Annotated in this window: 7 protein-coding genes; 2 read left to right on the top strand and 5 right to left on the bottom strand. The window is 53.4% G+C overall.

Annotated elements, in window-relative coordinates:
• Positions 1-295 precede the first annotated feature (295 nt).
• Both CGZ80_RS27630 and CGZ80_RS14600 read right to left on the bottom strand, forming a co-directional pair.
• A complete protein-coding gene (locus CGZ80_RS27630; RefSeq protein ID WP_143543936.1) occupies positions 296-613 on the bottom strand; it encodes a hypothetical protein in 318 nt (105 codons plus the stop codon).
• Positions 614-837: 224 nt separating this feature from the next.
• Positions 838-1,335 (bottom strand): DUF1016 N-terminal domain-containing protein, encoded by a 498-nt coding sequence (locus tag CGZ80_RS14600; RefSeq protein WP_233148430.1) that lies wholly within the window; start codon positions 1,333-1,335, stop codon positions 838-840.
• Between the two features lie 948 nt (positions 1,336-2,283).
• Here CGZ80_RS14600 and CGZ80_RS14590 point away from each other — a divergent pair.
• Together CGZ80_RS14590 and CGZ80_RS14585 are read left to right on the top strand one after the other, a co-directional pair.
• Positions 2,284-2,484, top strand: coding sequence for a hypothetical protein (locus tag CGZ80_RS14590; protein ID WP_143543935.1), 201 nt, complete (start codon positions 2,284-2,286; stop codon positions 2,482-2,484).
• A 160-nt stretch (positions 2,485-2,644) separates the two neighbouring features.
• Positions 2,645-3,106, top strand: coding sequence for a hypothetical protein (locus tag CGZ80_RS14585; protein WP_143543934.1), 462 nt, complete (start codon positions 2,645-2,647; stop codon positions 3,104-3,106).
• Positions 3,107-3,226: 120 nt separating this feature from the next.
• Here the strand turns inward: CGZ80_RS14585 and CGZ80_RS14580 are convergent, their stop codons facing one another.
• From CGZ80_RS14580 to CGZ80_RS14570, 3 genes are all read right to left on the bottom strand, one after another.
• Entirely contained in the window at positions 3,227-3,628 is a 402-nt protein-coding gene (locus CGZ80_RS14580; RefSeq protein ID WP_094415657.1) for a TspO/MBR family protein, read from the bottom strand.
• 206 nt (positions 3,629-3,834) lie between these two features.
• Positions 3,835-4,470 (bottom strand): hypothetical protein, encoded by a 636-nt coding sequence (locus CGZ80_RS14575; protein ID WP_094415654.1) that lies wholly within the window; start codon positions 4,468-4,470, stop codon positions 3,835-3,837.
• Positions 4,471-4,498: 28 nt separating this feature from the next.
• The gene (locus tag CGZ80_RS14570) at positions 4,499-16,684 is read right to left on the bottom strand and encodes a CARDB domain-containing protein (RefSeq protein WP_233148428.1); all 12,186 of its coding nucleotides are present in this window, start codon (positions 16,682-16,684) and stop codon (positions 4,499-4,501) included.
• Between the last annotated feature and the right edge of the window lie 122 nt (positions 16,685-16,806).

The following is a 16,806-nucleotide window of genomic DNA, read 5'->3' as shown; positions in this document are numbered from 1 at the left end:
TATTTGTTGTCTCTGCTGGCAATTTATTGAACCGCTTACATTGATTTGGCGTCTACGACTCAGCCTGTTTGACTGCTACGGCCTCAGTTCGTGGGATCTTCCAACGTCTTATATTGCGAGCAAAGTATCTCTATCACGCACTTAATCGGCTCCGGTAGACGCTCCCATGCTTTGCATACCATAAGCAGTCGCTGGTTAGTGCAAGCCACGGTGCAAGCCTCTGCAGGATCAATCCGGAAGTCGTTGCTCGTCAAAGGCTTAGCCTGAGAGTACATCCGGTCTACGGAACCGAAGGTTAGAGGTTCGAATCCTCTGGGGTGTACTTCAGGCCCGATCCTGAGCCACAAGCAGTCATCAAAGCCCCGTTGTTACGGGGCTTTTTTCGTTGGTGCGTGGCCGTAGGTTGCTCGGGGCGCCCCAGGGATTGCCCTACCAATTGCCCTACGGAACCAGCGGGGTCGCCAATCGCTGCTTCGGCGAAGTCTGCTTCGGTCGTTTGCAGGTAATGAGTTTCAGCGATCGCACCGCTATGCCCAAACCAATCATTCAGAACGTGGTTCGGGAATCGCCCATCTCTTTCGAGTTCCGTTCGGCGACTGGCTCGCAGTGCCATGAACGGTTTGGGAAACTTCGCAACCCCAGCTCGGGCGACAATTCTAGTGAATGTTGTTCGTAGATTAGCCTCAGTGTCACGATAGCGTGAAATGACGTATCCATCGGCGGAATTTTCGATTCCGGGCTTCACCAAGCCGAATAGGTCGACCAATTCGCGACTGAGCTCGGGGAACAGTGGAACAATTCTTTCTCCCTTCCCATAGCGTTTCGTTTTCGGGGCTGTCACTTTGAATCGGCCAGCTGTCGCTTGAGTTCGCGAACACCCCAGTTGTTCTTGCTGGCTTCGATTTCGTAAAAGCGGCGTTCATCGGCATCGTCGATCGTCAGCAAGGTGACGTAGTGGGACCAGGAAAGCGGAACCGCTTTTACATGCGGCGCACCCGATTCAGTGTGCCCGGCGGACGGTAATTGCGCAGACACCATCTGCGCAATCTGAACAGCCTGGTCACTCACTCCCAATCGCGCAGACACTGTCTGCGCAATTCCCAGATGTCCAAGATCGCGGTAGAAACGGTGGAATTGCTCGATCGAACGCTTTGAAAAGCCTCGTCCCAGTGGCTTCAGACGCTGAGAGATGCTTTCCGTCAGCATCTTGCCGTATTTGGCCCGATCAGCTCCCCGCTGCTCAAACTCAAAAATCCGTTGACCGAGCAGCCAGTTCCTTACGACAAGTGCTCGATTGAGGCTCCGATTTGCTTTCGCTTGGGCTTCCTGGTGGATGAGCCGAAGTTGTGAAACGAGCGTTTCAAAATCGAGTTCTACTTCGCCGATCTCGTTGCTCTTCGGGCCTCTCCCGCCAATTCGGCTGCGAAGCCCATCTTGCGGAGGTGTTCGTTGACTTTGGATTCCAAATCGATGATGCGTTGCGAGAGCGTTTTGACCTACGGTGCTGATTGGCCGAAGGTCAATTTTACTTGCTCATGCCGGCTACGTAGCAGCGTTCGTGGCCTTCAGCCAACGCTGGCGTTTGGCCAACTGGAAACTGGGGCGATGCCCCAGCCTATGTTGCGTATGGCCTTCGGCCAAAAGATGATTACGCGATCAAAACGCCGTCCCGCGCGGAGAAAGTCATCGAGAGACGAAATGCCTGGATCGTTCCGATACTGACAGCGTTCGGCTGATGGTCAGCAACGAACGAATTTTTCTCGGTGAACGGCGCGGTCTGCAGTTTTGAAAGAAACGCAGAGACGCAAGGGCGCGAAGACGCAAAGGAAGACGAGGTGATGGGGCTGTTGGGCTCTGCGTCCTTGCGCCTTGGCGACGTTGCGTTTTAATTCAGTCGCTGGCGCTTTGGCGACAGTTGGCAGAGACCGTCATGCCAAAAAACCAAAGGAAATGCCGGTGGACGTTTGTTGCAGTTTGAGTTCTTCTCGCGAATTCGAATTTCTTCCATTAGGTTTTCGATCAATCGCGGAAGGTTCTTGCGGCTGGGATGCAGGAGCCTTCACGCGACGTCCTGACGGCGACAAAAAGCCGACTCGTGCGTGTTCTCTGGCGATTGCTCCACCCCAACCGTTGCAAACACATTCGTGGTCCGTGAAGTCGATCGGCAACACGGTGCTTTCAATGAATCGATTTGGTCGCTCACTGGAGTTAAGTCATGCCGTGCGAGAATGGAATGATTTGGTGTAAGGGGATTGGGGGCGGTGGACAACACTTGTGCCTTGGTTGCACGACCGTTTCACGGAGGATGAAAAGTCCGTCTGTCGTTGCGTCCAAGCGGGCGGTGAAGGCCTCGCCAACTTCGGTGTCCAAGAAGCCCTGGAATCAATCGAAGCTTTCGGCAGTCAAATCCCAGGCCACCGCGGCTACGGTTACGGCGAAATCGCCGGTTACGCGGCAGATAACGGGCAACGCGAGCGGACTTAGCAGCACCCACCTCGATTGGTATACAAAACACGTCGTGCCGACGTTTGAGTCCTACGCGGTGCGCGGTGTCCGCAGCTGCCCGCGAGTCTACGAGGACAGGGGCGGGTTCAAGCCGCACCAAATCGGTTCGACTTTCGATGCGGTTCAAAATCTCAAAAGCATGATCAACTCAACGCCGCAAAGGGGCCGGCTCAACGAAACGGCTTTGCGGTGGCAGTTGGGCAAGGACAAAGTTGACGGCTATTTCCTGAGCTGTGGGACGTCGAAAGCAGAAGCCTACGACGGCTACCCGTTCGTCTATCGATTTGATTTCAAAGACGTTTCGTATCTGCCCTGGTACAAACTTGAATCGATTCCATTCAATCGGGACGCGGTTGAAAAGTGCTACCTGTTTACCGACGCGCCCCGGTTGGACGGGGCCACCAAGCTCGTGCTGTTCTGTCTTACCGGCGGATTCAATCGCAAGAAAGAAGCACTCGTGATGTCACCGGTCAAGATGGACGAGCGGTGCACGATACTGGACAAGAAAACTGGAAAGTACCTTTCGCTCGACGAGTGGAAACGGAACAACGATCCTGCGGTATGTAAGTGCGATGGTTGCTCAAGGAAGAACAGAAGGTAGCCTTTCGCCGTTTGAAGATGTTCGTTCATTGACCCAGTCACCGAGCGACGGAAGGCTTTGGCAAAACTCACCGTATCGCTTGCTGGTGCCATGTATTTGCGATCGATGAATTGCTGGCCATCATCGGCCCCAATTCCAATAGGTAATACTCAGCTGAAGCAGCGTGGCGATCGACACCCAGACGAAGTACGGCAGCTGCGCAATTGCGACCCATTTGTAGTGTTTCCAGATCGCCAGAAACATCCAGATGATTGTGCCCCAGACGACCAAGATGTCGAGTGCGGCCAACGGCAGGTTGCGCAGTCCAAACTGGATTGGCGTGAAGACCAGGTTGACCACCAAGTTGATGGCGAACGGCAAGGCGTCTTTCCACGGTATTTTTCGGCGGATGGCTTGCACGAAGACAAAGCCAAACGTGAGAAAGATGACTGGGTAGAGGATTTGCCAGATCGTCCCGATGGTGGACGGTTCGGGCGTCCACGATGGCTTTTCAAGGCTGTTGTACCAATCGATCCAGGACATTCGGGCAGGGCCTTCTCAAGACTCCAGGCTGAAGATGCGGTTTGCATGAAAGGCATTGTAACCACGACAAGTTCAATTCAGCCACCGATGTGAAACGCTGCCAGTTGACAGGTTGAGTCTTTGCTATAGCTGCAAGTTGCTCTATTGATGATGGATCGGGGACGACAGCCAACGAATCGGGAGCAAGCGGTGGTGTTGGCGTGAATTCAGAATTTTGTTCTTTTGTGGCGTCTGAACCCCAAAGACGATAGACCGCCGATGATAAAGATAGCGTTACTTGGTTCGGGGACTGCGGCGATGAGCGTCACCGGACGACTGAACGTTGCATTCTGAATCGCGTCAAATTCGGCAACGGGCGTTGGGGTTAAGTCTGGGCCATCGAAAATGAGTCGACTCGCATCAATACTTAATTGTAACGGACCGCTGAAGTCACGAGCGATGTCAATCTGGACCGTCGCGATGTAGTCGTTGACGCCAACAAAAGTATTGATTCCCGCAAGATCAAAATCGGAAAGAGAGAGTCTTTGAGTTGATGCGGATTCTAAGTTGAATCCCGTACCGAAGAAGTCGTTTGACTCGAACACGTATCCTAGTCCTGGCGAGGCAGGTGTGATCGTGCCGAATGAATAATCCACACCCGCCGAGCCAAAATTGCTGCTCAGCAGAATGTCGATTTGGTAGCTGGATAAGTTCGTCATTGCGGGGACTGAAACGGTGAATTCGAGACTGTCTCCGGAAACGTAGGTCGTCGGTGCGTCAATGATTTGAACTGCATCTGCGAGAACGCTCGCTGGCGATGCAACGTTTGCGATGAGGCAGGCGAAGAGGGCAAGAAATTTCATCGTGTTTTATGCTGTATGCTGAATTTGATTAGGCCTTTGCAAGACCTGCGATGTCGAGAGCGATCAGGTCGAGTGCGTCCCAGCGTTCCTCGTCCTCGTTGTTACTGAAAAAGTCACTTGATACAGGTGGTTCCAGATCATGAGCCCCAGCAGAATTTGGCATCGAGAATTGAATTGACTCGGAAAATTCTGCCTCAGCGGGTCTGGCCGTTGCTTGTTGCCGAGCGAGTCGGTTGATGATCTGCAGTGCATCCACCGGTGTGATGAATCCGTCCCGATTGACGTCGTAGATTTGCTGTGCAGCCTCAAATGCACCCAACGACTCACTTTCGGCTGCAGAAGTTTGCAATCGCCCTAATCGATTGATGACAAGCAATGCGTCCAGCGTCGTGATCTCCCCATCGATGCTGACGTCAAATCGCGTCAACGGGTCTGAAGAAGCCAATTGGGGCATCGAGGGAATGACTTGGTTGTTCAGTGCCCGTGCAACCAAGACTCGATCGCGGACCGTGATCACGCCGTCGCGATCCAGGTCTACGTTTTCGTTCCACCTGGAGGATGAAGGCGTCGCGCCGAGTGAATTCAACACAATCGCCATGTCTGACGGGCCGACATACCCGTTTCCGTCAGCATCACCAGCCAAACGGTGGAACTCAAATCGGTAAATGCCACCTCCCGTCCCATCGTTGTCGCCATCGAGCGGGAAGCCGGCAACGTCTGTCACCCAGTTGGAGTCAAGCTCGACAATATAAATTCCGTCCGCGAGCGATTCCTTACCACCGGCAAAGCTGTCCAAGGACCACGTCAATCGTCCTCTGCCAGTGACCGAATTGAAGTCGTAGCGGAACTGATCTGTTGTGGTGGTGTATGGCGTTGGCGTTTCCGTGTTGGCATCAACCCCAAGATACGTCAACGAAAACGCGTCGCTGATCAGTGAGTCTTGGATCAAATCATCCAGGTTCGTGTCACCCGAGAAATCAATTTCGATCCGATCGACGAACGATCGAGAAGAGAGGATTCCTTGGATCCCTAAATTTTCGACCGCCGGGCCGAGTCTCGCGACGTTGGTTTCGGCATCGGGTTCTGCCGGTGGAAGTTCCACATTTCCCGCTCGGTCGCGTGCAATGCTGTAAAACCGGTAATTGGTATTTTCCTGGCCATTAAATGTCGTCGACGATGCCTCGGCGGGTAGCGTCGCAACGAGTTGATCCGCACCTCCGTTGATCGAGACATAGAGATCATAGGAAACGATCGATGATCCGGTGACGTGATTGTTGATGTCAGGATCGTTTCCAGAGATGTGAAGCACGAAGTTTGGCAACCCTTGGATGGGTGACAATGAAGAGACGTTGCTAATGGGAGCGGTTTTGTCAGTCTTCCAGCGAAGCGTACGTGTTCCCGAAGCATGCACCCCAGCATGGTTGGCAATCTGATTGAGGTCGATCACAAACTCGTACCAGCCTTCCAGAGTCGTCAATGCTCCCAATCCAGCTACTGTAAATGACCGACCTTGCGCGTCAGCAGAAACCGTCACGCGATCGTCAATCAATTGAGCACTACCATCTCGCATCAGCGATAACGCGGAAATAGAGAAAGAACTCGCATCAATCGGTTCGACAAAATCGATGTAGAGTTCCGCAATTGGTTCGTTGGTGACGTCGTCTGGATGGCCAGAGACCAATTGAATCGAGGGAACGGATTCCCGAACGAACAAGTTGTCAATCGAAGTATCGGCGACATTGCCTGCGGCATCGATCACACGAAGCCAAAGGCGATGTTGTCCGGTGGAAGGGAACTCGATGGGCAAGTCAAACGCGGTCCCTTCGACGGTTCTTCGGGTCAATTCCGACCCGGTGGTCGCGGACGTGATCACCACCGTCAAGCCGGGTTCGAAGAGTGTCCCGGACACGGTTGCTTGGCGGGAATTAACTCTGCCATCCACCACCGGACCGGCAGTTGTGGACAGTCTCAGGTCCGCCGGAAGGTCGGGTTTATCCAGGTCAAGCATCCAAGTAACAACAGCGGTACCGGATGCCGAGTTGCCAGCCAAATCCGTGATCCCAGCCCTGTTGACTGACAATGTAAACTCGGCGACTTGTGGATCGGAAACAAAGCCTTGCACCCAACTAAGCCCGCTGATTCGGTAGCGGTTTTCGCCGAGATCTTGGAATATCACACGGGAATCACCAGCGATCAAATTGGCTGTTGTTCCAGTTCGCACCAGGGTCAAGTCAGTTAGATCCAACGAATCCACATCGATTGGCTCGCTGAATTGCAAGTCGATTTGCTGAACGGCGATGTTTCGTGGATTGGTTGCCGGGGGAATCGCATCGATCAGAATTGGAGCGGTCGCATCCAAAACCCAACTCGCGGCAGCATCGCCGACACCCGATCGACCGGCGGCGTCTCGGATACCTGACGCTCGCACGGTCAACTGATAGGTGCCGTCCACGGCAGTCAATCGAGTAAGGTTTCCGATTCTGAATGTCTTAGCAGCGATCTGCGAGACAGTGATTTGGTCGTCAGCAACGTCAACGCCATCTCGTGCTAGGGAGAGATCGCGATAGGAAAAGCTTGAACCGTCAATCTCTTTCGAGAATTCGATGTCGACGAAATCGAGTTCCGCGTTTGTCAGTCCAGAAGGTGCGCCTTTTAAATCCAGAACCGCTGGCGCGGTCTCACCCTTGACCCAGCGGAAAGATCTCGCCCCGACGCCGGGGTTTCCAACTTGGTCAGTCAAACCCGATAGTGCGATAGAAAGCTCGTAAACGGCGTCTTCAGTCGTATAGGCTGCCAGACCGCTGATGCGGTAGGTGTTATTCGGCTGAGCCACGATCGAAAGACTGCTAAGGTCAATTGGAGTTCCGTTTTTGGTGAGCGTGACATCGTCGCCGTTGAAAGTGCTAACGTTGAGTGGCTCGTCGAACGTCGCGTCAATGACGTTGATTGCTTGAGAGGTGGGATTGGGAACGACGCCGCTGAACTCCAGGAGCGCCGGTGCGGTCAAATCGCCGTTGGAGAACACGAAAGTGTAGGTTCCGGTGCTGTTGTAATCGAGCAAGTGGATCTTGCTTTCCAAGATCGGCCTTAGTCCGCCACCGACAAAGGTTCGATCAGATTGCCAAAAGTTTTGCAGGGGCAACTCGGTGCCATCAGAGCGGATAACGGACAAAAGCGAAAAGTCGCCGAGTCCCGGATCGTCCATCTTCAAATACGACCAACCTTGAACCATGTTGGTGGTCACGGAAACTTGCAAATCACCGATCACTGGCGGAGCGTCAACGCCTACCTCGCTGCCGAGTGCAACTTCAACGACAGACCCGTCCGAAAGGTAAAGCGTATCAGGCAAGTCGTTCGGGTCTGGCAAGTCATTGACCAGGAAGTCCGGCAAACCGTCGTCGCCATCGACTTGGGCCGCATTGACAACGTGAATCAATTCGTGGATCTGGACGTCCTTGATCAGGCTGAAACGATTGTCTCCCAGTGCCGAAACATGTTGGAAGGTGGCGTTATAGTCGACAAACAACCCTTGCAGCGAGGAGAGCATTTCCCACTGCGCGATCGCGAGTTGCCCCGGCTGAACGTCCCCGAAGGCAGCCGTTAGCGAAGGTTTCCTGTCATCACCATTGACACGAGTGCCGGTGATTTCAAAGTCGACGAGCAGGCCTTTCTCGTTTTCAACGATGCGAGGTTGGGCCGATTCGATCCTTAGATTCTTGGCTGCCCCGGCGCCTTTGTTTTGAACCTGAACCGCTAGGGTGAAGGGACGTGACGGTTCAATCTCACCCGTATGCGGATCGTCGCCGAATACATCGCGTTGGAGAAAATAGTCCAACTCAAGCTGGGCTTGGGGATTCACCAGAATTGATGCGTGCGCCAACGGCATCGTGACAACCTGACCGTTTGCAAGATAGCTGAGTTCCCCTGCCACAAAATAGTTGGTCGGTTCAGGGGCGGCGTCATCTGCTGCGACAATCACCCACGAGACGCTGCCAAGTTGTTGTGGTGCAAGAACACCACCTTCGACACTAGAGAATCCTACGAGATCGTTTAGTCGAACGTCGAACAAGCTGGTCACATCTCGTCCATCGAGCGAAATCACTCTAACCGTCGCTCGAAGATCGGTGATTAGGTTGGGGGAGACGTTTTTCAGATCGAGTGTTGCTTCGAAGCCTTGTCGGGTGAGCACGGCGTCTTGACTGAGTGTGATTGCGACCGCCGCACATACTCCGCCATAAACCGGCGGAGCTGTGACTCGATCAATTTCATCGAAATAGTCGACCCATTCTTGCGGCGTCATTTGATCGAGCGAATTCGACGGAGCTCCAGTAGCATCAAAAAGTTCCTCTTGTCCGTCGAATCCCAGACGGTTTGCGAACGTGGAAAGATCCGCGAAGTCGGAGAACTGCAGGTCTGTTGCGGTTGTCGCGAGTTTCGAAGTACTCAACGATTCTGAAGGAAACGTCCTATTCCGGGCGGATGTGTCTATCGGACTTGCCGGGCATTCTGTTCCGTAACAATCGCCCTCAGTGATTTTGAATGGCTCGATGCCGAGAAGGTCATTGATGGAAAGGGTATCGATGGGAATGCCTAGAAATTCTGCTAGGTCTGACGAGACCTCAATCTTTGCGATTAGCTCTGCCTGCAATCCGGAGTGCTGAATCAACCATTTAGTCACGTCGTCTCCGGAGCTAAACGTTCGCTCGTAGAAGCCAGTCACTTCTGTACTAACTGTGACTGTGAATTGGGCGTCGGCGCGAAACAACTCCCCGCCTTTCTTTAACCCAATGCTGCCGGCGACTCCGAAATTGATCGCTGGTACGAACTTTTCGACTTCACCACGAATAACCCCCGTTAGATCATCGAAGTCGCAATCCGACGCAACAGAACCAGATAAAACAGCTTCGATATCGGCCGTTAGAACTACGCCGGCAGCAAAATCAATTTCGGCCTCCGCTCCGAAAAAGAGCGGTATTTGTTTCTCTCCCGAGACGGAGAGATAGGGGACCGGGATTTGCAGCCCAAAATCCACATCAGCAGTACCGGCTGCACCCCAAGCGTAACCCCCGAATTGCCCATCGTCGCAACATTGAGTAACCGAAACGGAGCCTGAAGGGTTGATGCTGAGATTGTCTAACCAAGGTGTGTTATCCAATGTTTCGACAGCTTCGGAAAGTAAAAGCTTCATCCCCGCTGAATTGTCGAGGTCAAAGGTCCACGTTTCTGTTTCGCAATCATCGCACTCGCTGGCGGTACGTTTTGTTTTGACCTGGGGACTCGAAATGTAGGTGCTGCCGGGGCTAGCTTGGATCACATCGCCAAACTTAGCGGGCGAGGGAACGTTGCAGTTGCCGTAGACGTTGATAATCGCGATCGGGACGGGAACGTAGATACCGAACGGACCGCACACATAGGTATAGGAAAGTCTCGCCTCGATGGTGCACGGCACGTCCGCCGTTCCCTCAGCATCGTGTTGAGAAAAAGCGGGTAACCCAAAAGATTGTTCTAGTTGCGAGTTAGAAACTTGTCCGCTCTCAACGCGACGGACTAGGACAGGTACGATGATCTCACTTTTAGCGGGAAGTGTTCCTATGACATCAATCAAAGGAATGATTTCGTAAAAGGGATGCGAACCAAATTCAAACTTGACGTCTTCAGCTGCGATCAGACCATGATTGCTGATTTTAAAATCGAATTGCTTCGTCTGCCCTACAACTGTCAAGTCAGCTAAGTCGATGTGTCCGTCAACGACGACAACTGGTGCGGGCACGTTCGTTTCGAATGCCGCGTCGATCTCGATTTTCGTGCGATCTTCAATTTCAATTTCCTCTACCGTCCAGGTATATTCGACCAAGTTGCGGGAGACGAAGATTTGTTCCGACTGAAGTTCTCCTGATGTTACATAGACCGATCCTTGATATGGTTTGTGATCATTGGATCTGATGTCTACCGTGTAGGCACCTTCAGGAATGCCTAGAAACGTGACACGCCCGTCAGCATCGATCGTGATCGATGCTTCGCCTTCTGCTGTCGATGCACCAAGTCCAGACGTTGCGTTAACTGCGTTTTTGCTCGAAACGATTTCCTTGCCCGTAAATGGATCGAGTAAACGTACGGTTGCGTCTTTTACGAGTGGTTTGCCTTCGGTGAAATAGTAGTATTCGTCGGTGATCGAGATTCGAAGATCTCCGGTGCCTTCCGAAACTGCACGGAAACGGAAGGGGACAATCAACTCTGAGTCGTCACTGCGGACGATTAAGGTACCGTTGTAAACGGTTAGAGGAAGATGCTCTGGCGGGGTCAGAAGAAGTGTGATCGGTGTCGATTCGCCGGGCCCCAATGGATTCAGTTTTGGCGATGAAGCGAGTGAAATCCATTCGGCGCCAGACGGCAACTCGATTTCCAATCCGCCGGTCGATTTTCCGCCAGTATTGGTGACGTTGAATTCGATTGAGGTCTGTCCACCAACCAGCATGCTGTTGGCGATTTGATTGGTATCTGCAACCAGACGGGAAACGAGCGGCACGACGCGAATTTGGACGGGAACCATTATTGCCGGTGTTTCACTGCTAACAATCCGCAACTGGAATTCCGAATTCTGTAAGGTCGCATCGGTGGCGCGAACCGAGTATTCGACGGCGATCGAGGAGTTCGGTTCGACTAGATCTCCATTACCGACGATCCGAGCGACGACTTCCAAATTTGGTTTGGCGTTGATTACCTCTACGGCAATTCCGGTCAAGCGTGTATCAGAAAGGTTTTGTATGGCGATTGTTTTTGCTGTGAACGTGTCGGCTTCCTGAATGCTTATCGCTTCTGATGCTGGTTCGGCCCTCATGCCGACTAGCTTGAAGGTATCTTGCACGGGGACGGTCGTCTCTCCGGGATGGGCAGCGCCGATCGTGTAGGTCCCGCCCTCGCCGGGTAACGGACGGAACGTGACGGAGAAGTTGCCGTTGGCGTCAGTAATTGCCGGATAAACCCGCTTGGTCCCACGCACCGACAAATGAACGCGAACCTGCTTGAACGCGGCTGGAGTCTGATCCGTGTTTACCGATACTCCGGTGATTAGCACCGGCGTATCCGCCGGAGCTACATCTGTTTCTGTAGAAACGGTCGCCGTGTATTCCGGTTGTACTTCGATCGGGCGAGAAAGAACAAGCGTGTTGTTTGTCTCCAATCCTTCTGCAATGGTTCGGTAGGCATCGGTCTCAACGACGATCCAGTATTGGCCTGGTCGGCTCGGTAATTTCACAGGGACCGTGCGGTTGTACGATTGACCTTTTCCTAGTGGTCCTGTGTAAGTGTACTGCCCTGCCAGTAGATCATTTCCGATCACTGCGTCGTCGGAGAGGTAAACGCGCTGCGTCCAACTATCGCTGGCCGGCGCGAAGCCGCTATTTGCGATCGTCCACGTTAATTCGATCGATGAATCCGTTGTGGTTTCGTGTGTCGAAGTTGTCAACGACGAAAACTGCAAATCAGGAAGCGTGCCATCAGTCACAACGATCGTTCCAGTTCCTGATCGAAATCCGTTGGCGCTCGCGGTGAGGGTGGCGACTTGGTCTCCATCGACAACGCCATCGCGAATCCCGGAGACGGGGACTTGAATGGAGTTTATCCCGGCGGGAATCACTGCTTTCAACGGTACAGATAGTTCGCCGTCCGTATCATTTTCAATCGTGACCGTAAGCTCCGATGAATTATCCGCCGTGTTCCGACTGAGCGTCATCCATGTGGAGCGACCTTCGGAAACTGAGACTTTGTCAAATGAGACATTCAATGTTGGCCCGTCGTCTTCAATGATCAAGATGGCACTTGTGGTGGTGCTCGACTCGATAGCCAACTGATCTTTAGTGGTCAGCGCGCGAGCGATGAGGTTCACGTTCCGATCGCCGCTGACGACGGAATCATCCGCAACCGAAAACTGAAATTGGCCGAACGCTTGCCCTGCGGGAATAATGACGGAAGAGGGCAACTGAATCTCACTGACATATGACGTATCCAATTCAATTTGCAATGCGACTTCGCTGATAACGTCCCGATAGATTCGCCCTAAGACTGACGGACCAGTTGTTCCCTCCGAAAGTACCGACGGTACCTGAATGCGAAGCGTGGGGATGTCGCTGGACTCGATCGACAAAAGCTGCGATGTACTCGTGTGTCCGGCCGCGCTGGCAGTCAATCGGAACGTCGCAGCTAATTCAATGAAGCGGTCGTCGATAACCGAGATTGGAACTTCCACAACGGTTTGCCCGGCCGGCAGAATCACCGACGATGCGAAGGAGAATTGCCCCGTTTCCGAAGCGGTGAGACGGATGATTGTGTCTTCGTTTGCCGCTGCTCCGCGGGTGATCGTCGCGGTCACAACGCCACCCTCAAAGGCGACGCTTGGCGACAACGACAAATCGAGCGTCGGTGAATCGTTATTGATGACTGCCAGCGAATCGGATGCGGCGGGATAGCTGACGGCCGACGCTAGAATTCCGACGATGACATCGCGATCGATGTCGTTTTCATCGACTGCAGTCACATCGAATCGCGTGGAATATTGTCCCGCGGGAATGATTACGCTCGATGGAAATGACAACTGGTCGCGGAAAGTCGCTGAAAGTGTCACGTTTAGCGGGGTTGAAACATCTCCGTTGCGAGTGACGAGGGCTCGCGCCGCGACGCCACCTTCAAAGATCGTATCCTCGGCAATGGCAAGAGAGAGCGACGGAGGAATGTTCCGCGTCGTTGTCGATGCGAAGCGGTTGTTCTCGTCGGATTCGAAAACCGCTTGGCCGGAATCGATATCGACGATGATGTATACATCACCATTGAGTGTATACAGCGGGAGATCGATGGACTCGGAGCGAGTGATTTCGTTGTCCAGGGGCGTCAAATCATCAGACCGTTCGAACGATGCGATTAGCTGTCGGTTGTTGCCTTCGGGAGTATTTGCCAAATAAACGCGTTCGATCCATGGGCCCTCTCCAATCGCATCGCCTCGATTGTCTACTTTCCACTGCAGCAGAAACGTATCGCCTGGGAATAAACTGGCAGGCGGAACAATTTCGGTCACGACCAAATCGGGTAATGGAGGCATGACCAATTCGAGCGGAATCGATCGAAAGTTGTCTTGTTCGTCCGATTCGGTGATTGTGTTGCCTGCATCGGTCTGAACCAGCAAATAGTACTGGCCGGCAACACTACTCGCCGTCAACGGGATCGTTGTCGTAATCGAACCGGCATACTTGCCGCCTGGTTGGATTTGCGTCGTGCTTGGTGAGGAAATCGTGCTCAGCAATTTGTCGTCGCTGCTCAGCATCGCGTCTTTCGATAGCCAGACACGTTCGGCCACCGCTCCGCTGGTGGTCAATAATCCGATATTGCTCGATTCCCAACGGACTTGAATGGGGGTGCCAAAATTTGTCGACGTGATCGCATTGCCGTCCAAGTCAAGCGTTTCGGCGGACTCGTCGACAATGAGGTTGGGTAACTCAATTCGGAACGTGTGAGTGAACGTATCCGCGACTGCTTCGCCCGCAGTGCTGTCGCGGTTTTGATCCATCGGGTTGCCTGCGAGGTCCAACACTTGCGGGCCAATCGTCATCTGATACGAACCGTTCGCACGCTGAGTTGAGAACGGTATTCGGAAGCGATTGCCGCCAAGTGACGACGGCTGCCCCGTTGGAATAGCACCCAAGGGGCCAGTGAAAACGATGTCGTTGTTTCGGAACGATGCCGAATCAATCGGAGAATCAAACGTCACGTCGAGCCAGCTCACGAGACGATTCTGCATACCGACGGGACTCGCTTGTGTGACAGCAGCCCCCGTTCGGTCAATCGTGATCGATGCGGAGTAGTCACCAGAGAGTGAATTCCCTGAGAGGTCGGCGACGGATTGGGAGATGGTGATGCGATAGTCGCCAGGTTGGCTGATCGGAGATGTCAGCACCACTTCGAATTCGACGTCGTTGTTTGGAACGGCGACGACAGAGTCCACTCCGATGGCCGCGACTCCGTTTGGCGTTGTAACTTCGAATTGCCCGGTTCCGATGGTCGACGTATCCATTGGCTCGCTGAATACGACACGAAAACGATCGACATTTTGGTTGGTTGCGCCTAACGGACTGAAGCTGCTGACAAGAGGATTGGTCACATCAGCAAGCACCTTAAAACGGTCGACCGGCGCGGCGTCGATACGATTTCCGGCCAAGTCAAACAGGTCTTCTGTGCCATGAATCTCGTAATCGCCCGGAACATACAATGGATCAAAGGAAACGACATAGGTGCTCGCGTTTCCGAGTACGTCCCGCAACACTAACGGTTGGCCGGACGGTCCCGACAGCGTCAAACTGAGCGGTGCGGGAGCGGTGCTGCCATCCGAGGTCGTCACCGCTTCGCTGAAGTTAAGCTGGCGTTGGAGTGTTGGTGCTTCTTCGTTCGCGGACCCTTCCAATAAGACTGGAGCGATACGATCAAGCGTGATTGCCAGACTTCGGGTCAGTTGATTTCCGTAGGCGGGTTGAAACAAGACCTGGGGGTGGTAAATGCCATCGCTAGCGATTGAATGTGTAAAGGAGTAAGTCCCAGGTTGCGTTGCGAAGAAGGATTGTTCGGGAACTCCATTGCGATCAAAGTCGAAACCGATCTGGCCAATTTGATTGATGGATACATCGAATGTTGGTGTCGCATCATTCGTAAATCTGTCGGCTGCTGACACGCCCGTATCGCTGACGGCGGCAAGAGCAAAGACGACGGAAGCAGTCGATGTGTTGACCTGGAAAAATCCCACATAGTCGTCGCCCGGCGTCCCGTCGTCGTTCCCGTCGAGTTGTCCACCGACAACGTTTTGGATGCCGTTTTCCCCTGAGAAAATACGCAATTGGTAGTAACCGTCGGGCAGTCCCGCGGGAAACGAATCTGCGGTGAGAGAAAGGTCTAAAGCGGCTTCGCTATAAATCGGCGTGAGTGAAAAGTCTTGATCGTCACCGCCGCCGATGCGCTGGTCGGCACCCAAGTGAGTCAACGTGTAGTTTTGGGAATTTCTAGCACTTGTGACTTCGAGCGGCACAGAGAAACCGATTTGCAGGTTAGTGATTGCAGTCGTGACTCTGCCCGAGGGGACTTGCGAGAAGACGACGGGTTCCTCGGGAACGATGAGTTCGATCGTGGTCTCGAAAATGTCAGTCGCTTCACCCCCGGTGCCGTTACCGTCCTGGTCCATCGGATTTCCGGCTGAATCATCAATGTCGGGTCCGACCTTCAGTGTGTAGTCGCCGGGTTCCGTTTGCACGGCAAAATGAATTCGAACCGAAGACGGAGTGGGCAGGGAAACTGAATCAATCGAAATGAGTCCCGACGGCCCCGTCAACATAAAATCATCGATCGAGATCGAACTGGAACGCAGCGGTTCGTCAAACGCAACGTCGATGCTGGAAAGCGAGTGTCGAACATCGCTCGACGGAAGATTGCCGATCACCTTGGGGCCGACATCCTCTACAGCAACCAAATAGACTCCATCGGCTCGGATGTCCGGCTGAAGTTTAATGTTGTTGCCAATGGCGGCGCCAACGATGTTGGAGAATGCGCCCGCTACTCCGGACGACGAGAGAACTAGAAACTCTTGTCCAAGGCTGGGGAGGTAGCCATTCAACGGGACTATTTGAAGCTTGCCATTGATGATCGCTTCGCCGCCAACCGCTATCTGATCGTGATGGGTGCCGGCAGTTAAACCTCCAATCTCAACGACAAATTGGCCGGTAGAACTTTGTTGATAGCTGCCAGTCACTGCAATCATGTTTGCTGAGGGACTGGGGGTGATTGCGAACTCATTCAACACACTGCCAGTGATCGTTCCCGACCCACGAAGTGTCGAACCATTTGAAATCACCAACTGATTGGAGTGGAGATTGGCGTTCGAGCTCATTTCGACAATGCCTGTTCGAATCACCGTTTTGTCTACGTTGTTGCCCAACAGGACGCTACCGCCATTCTTTGGAAAGAATCCAGCGGTCGAAATGTCCATGTATCCGGTGAAGCTGGTCAAGTTTGGCAGGTCGATGAGACTGGCCAGCGCATCGGCGCCGCCATCAGCGACAAACTGCACCGCGCCATAAGGCATCACCGTTTCGCTAACGTCAGTCCCAATTTCCACGGTTCCGCCATTGAGAGCTTGGATGTGGAGTTCGTCCGCTCGATTGGCTGAGCTGGTAATGGATGTCACGTTGGGCAGGGAAAGCTTGCTGCCCAGCCCGTCGGCACGAAGAAAGCGGTCGTAGTCGTTCGTGTTTTTGTTGGCATAGGAGGTGACAGCCGGAAATGCGATGTCTACGCCGCCAGTAATGA

It is taken from the genome of Rhodopirellula sp. MGV (assembly GCF_002251265.1).
In the GTDB taxonomy this organism is placed as follows: Bacteria; Planctomycetota; Planctomycetia; order Pirellulales; family Pirellulaceae; genus Stieleria; species Stieleria baltica_A.
This window is presented reverse-complemented; position numbering and strand designations above follow the sequence as displayed.

What these genes read in the sequence shown, in the direction of transcription:
- CGZ80_RS14575 (WP_094415654.1), bottom strand. Translation starts at nt 4,470, where the DNA reads ATGAAATTTCTTGCCCTCTTCGCCTGCCTCATCGCAAACGTTGCATCG.
- CGZ80_RS27630 (WP_143543936.1), bottom strand. Translation starts at nt 613, where the DNA reads ATGGCACTGCGAGCCAGTCGCCGAACGGAACTCGAAAGAGATGGGCGA.
- CGZ80_RS14580 (WP_094415657.1), bottom strand. Translation starts at nt 3,628, where the DNA reads ATGTCCTGGATCGATTGGTACAACAGCCTTGAAAAGCCATCGTGGACG.
- CGZ80_RS14585 (WP_143543934.1), top strand. Translation starts at nt 2,645, where the DNA reads ATGATCAACTCAACGCCGCAAAGGGGCCGGCTCAACGAAACGGCTTTG.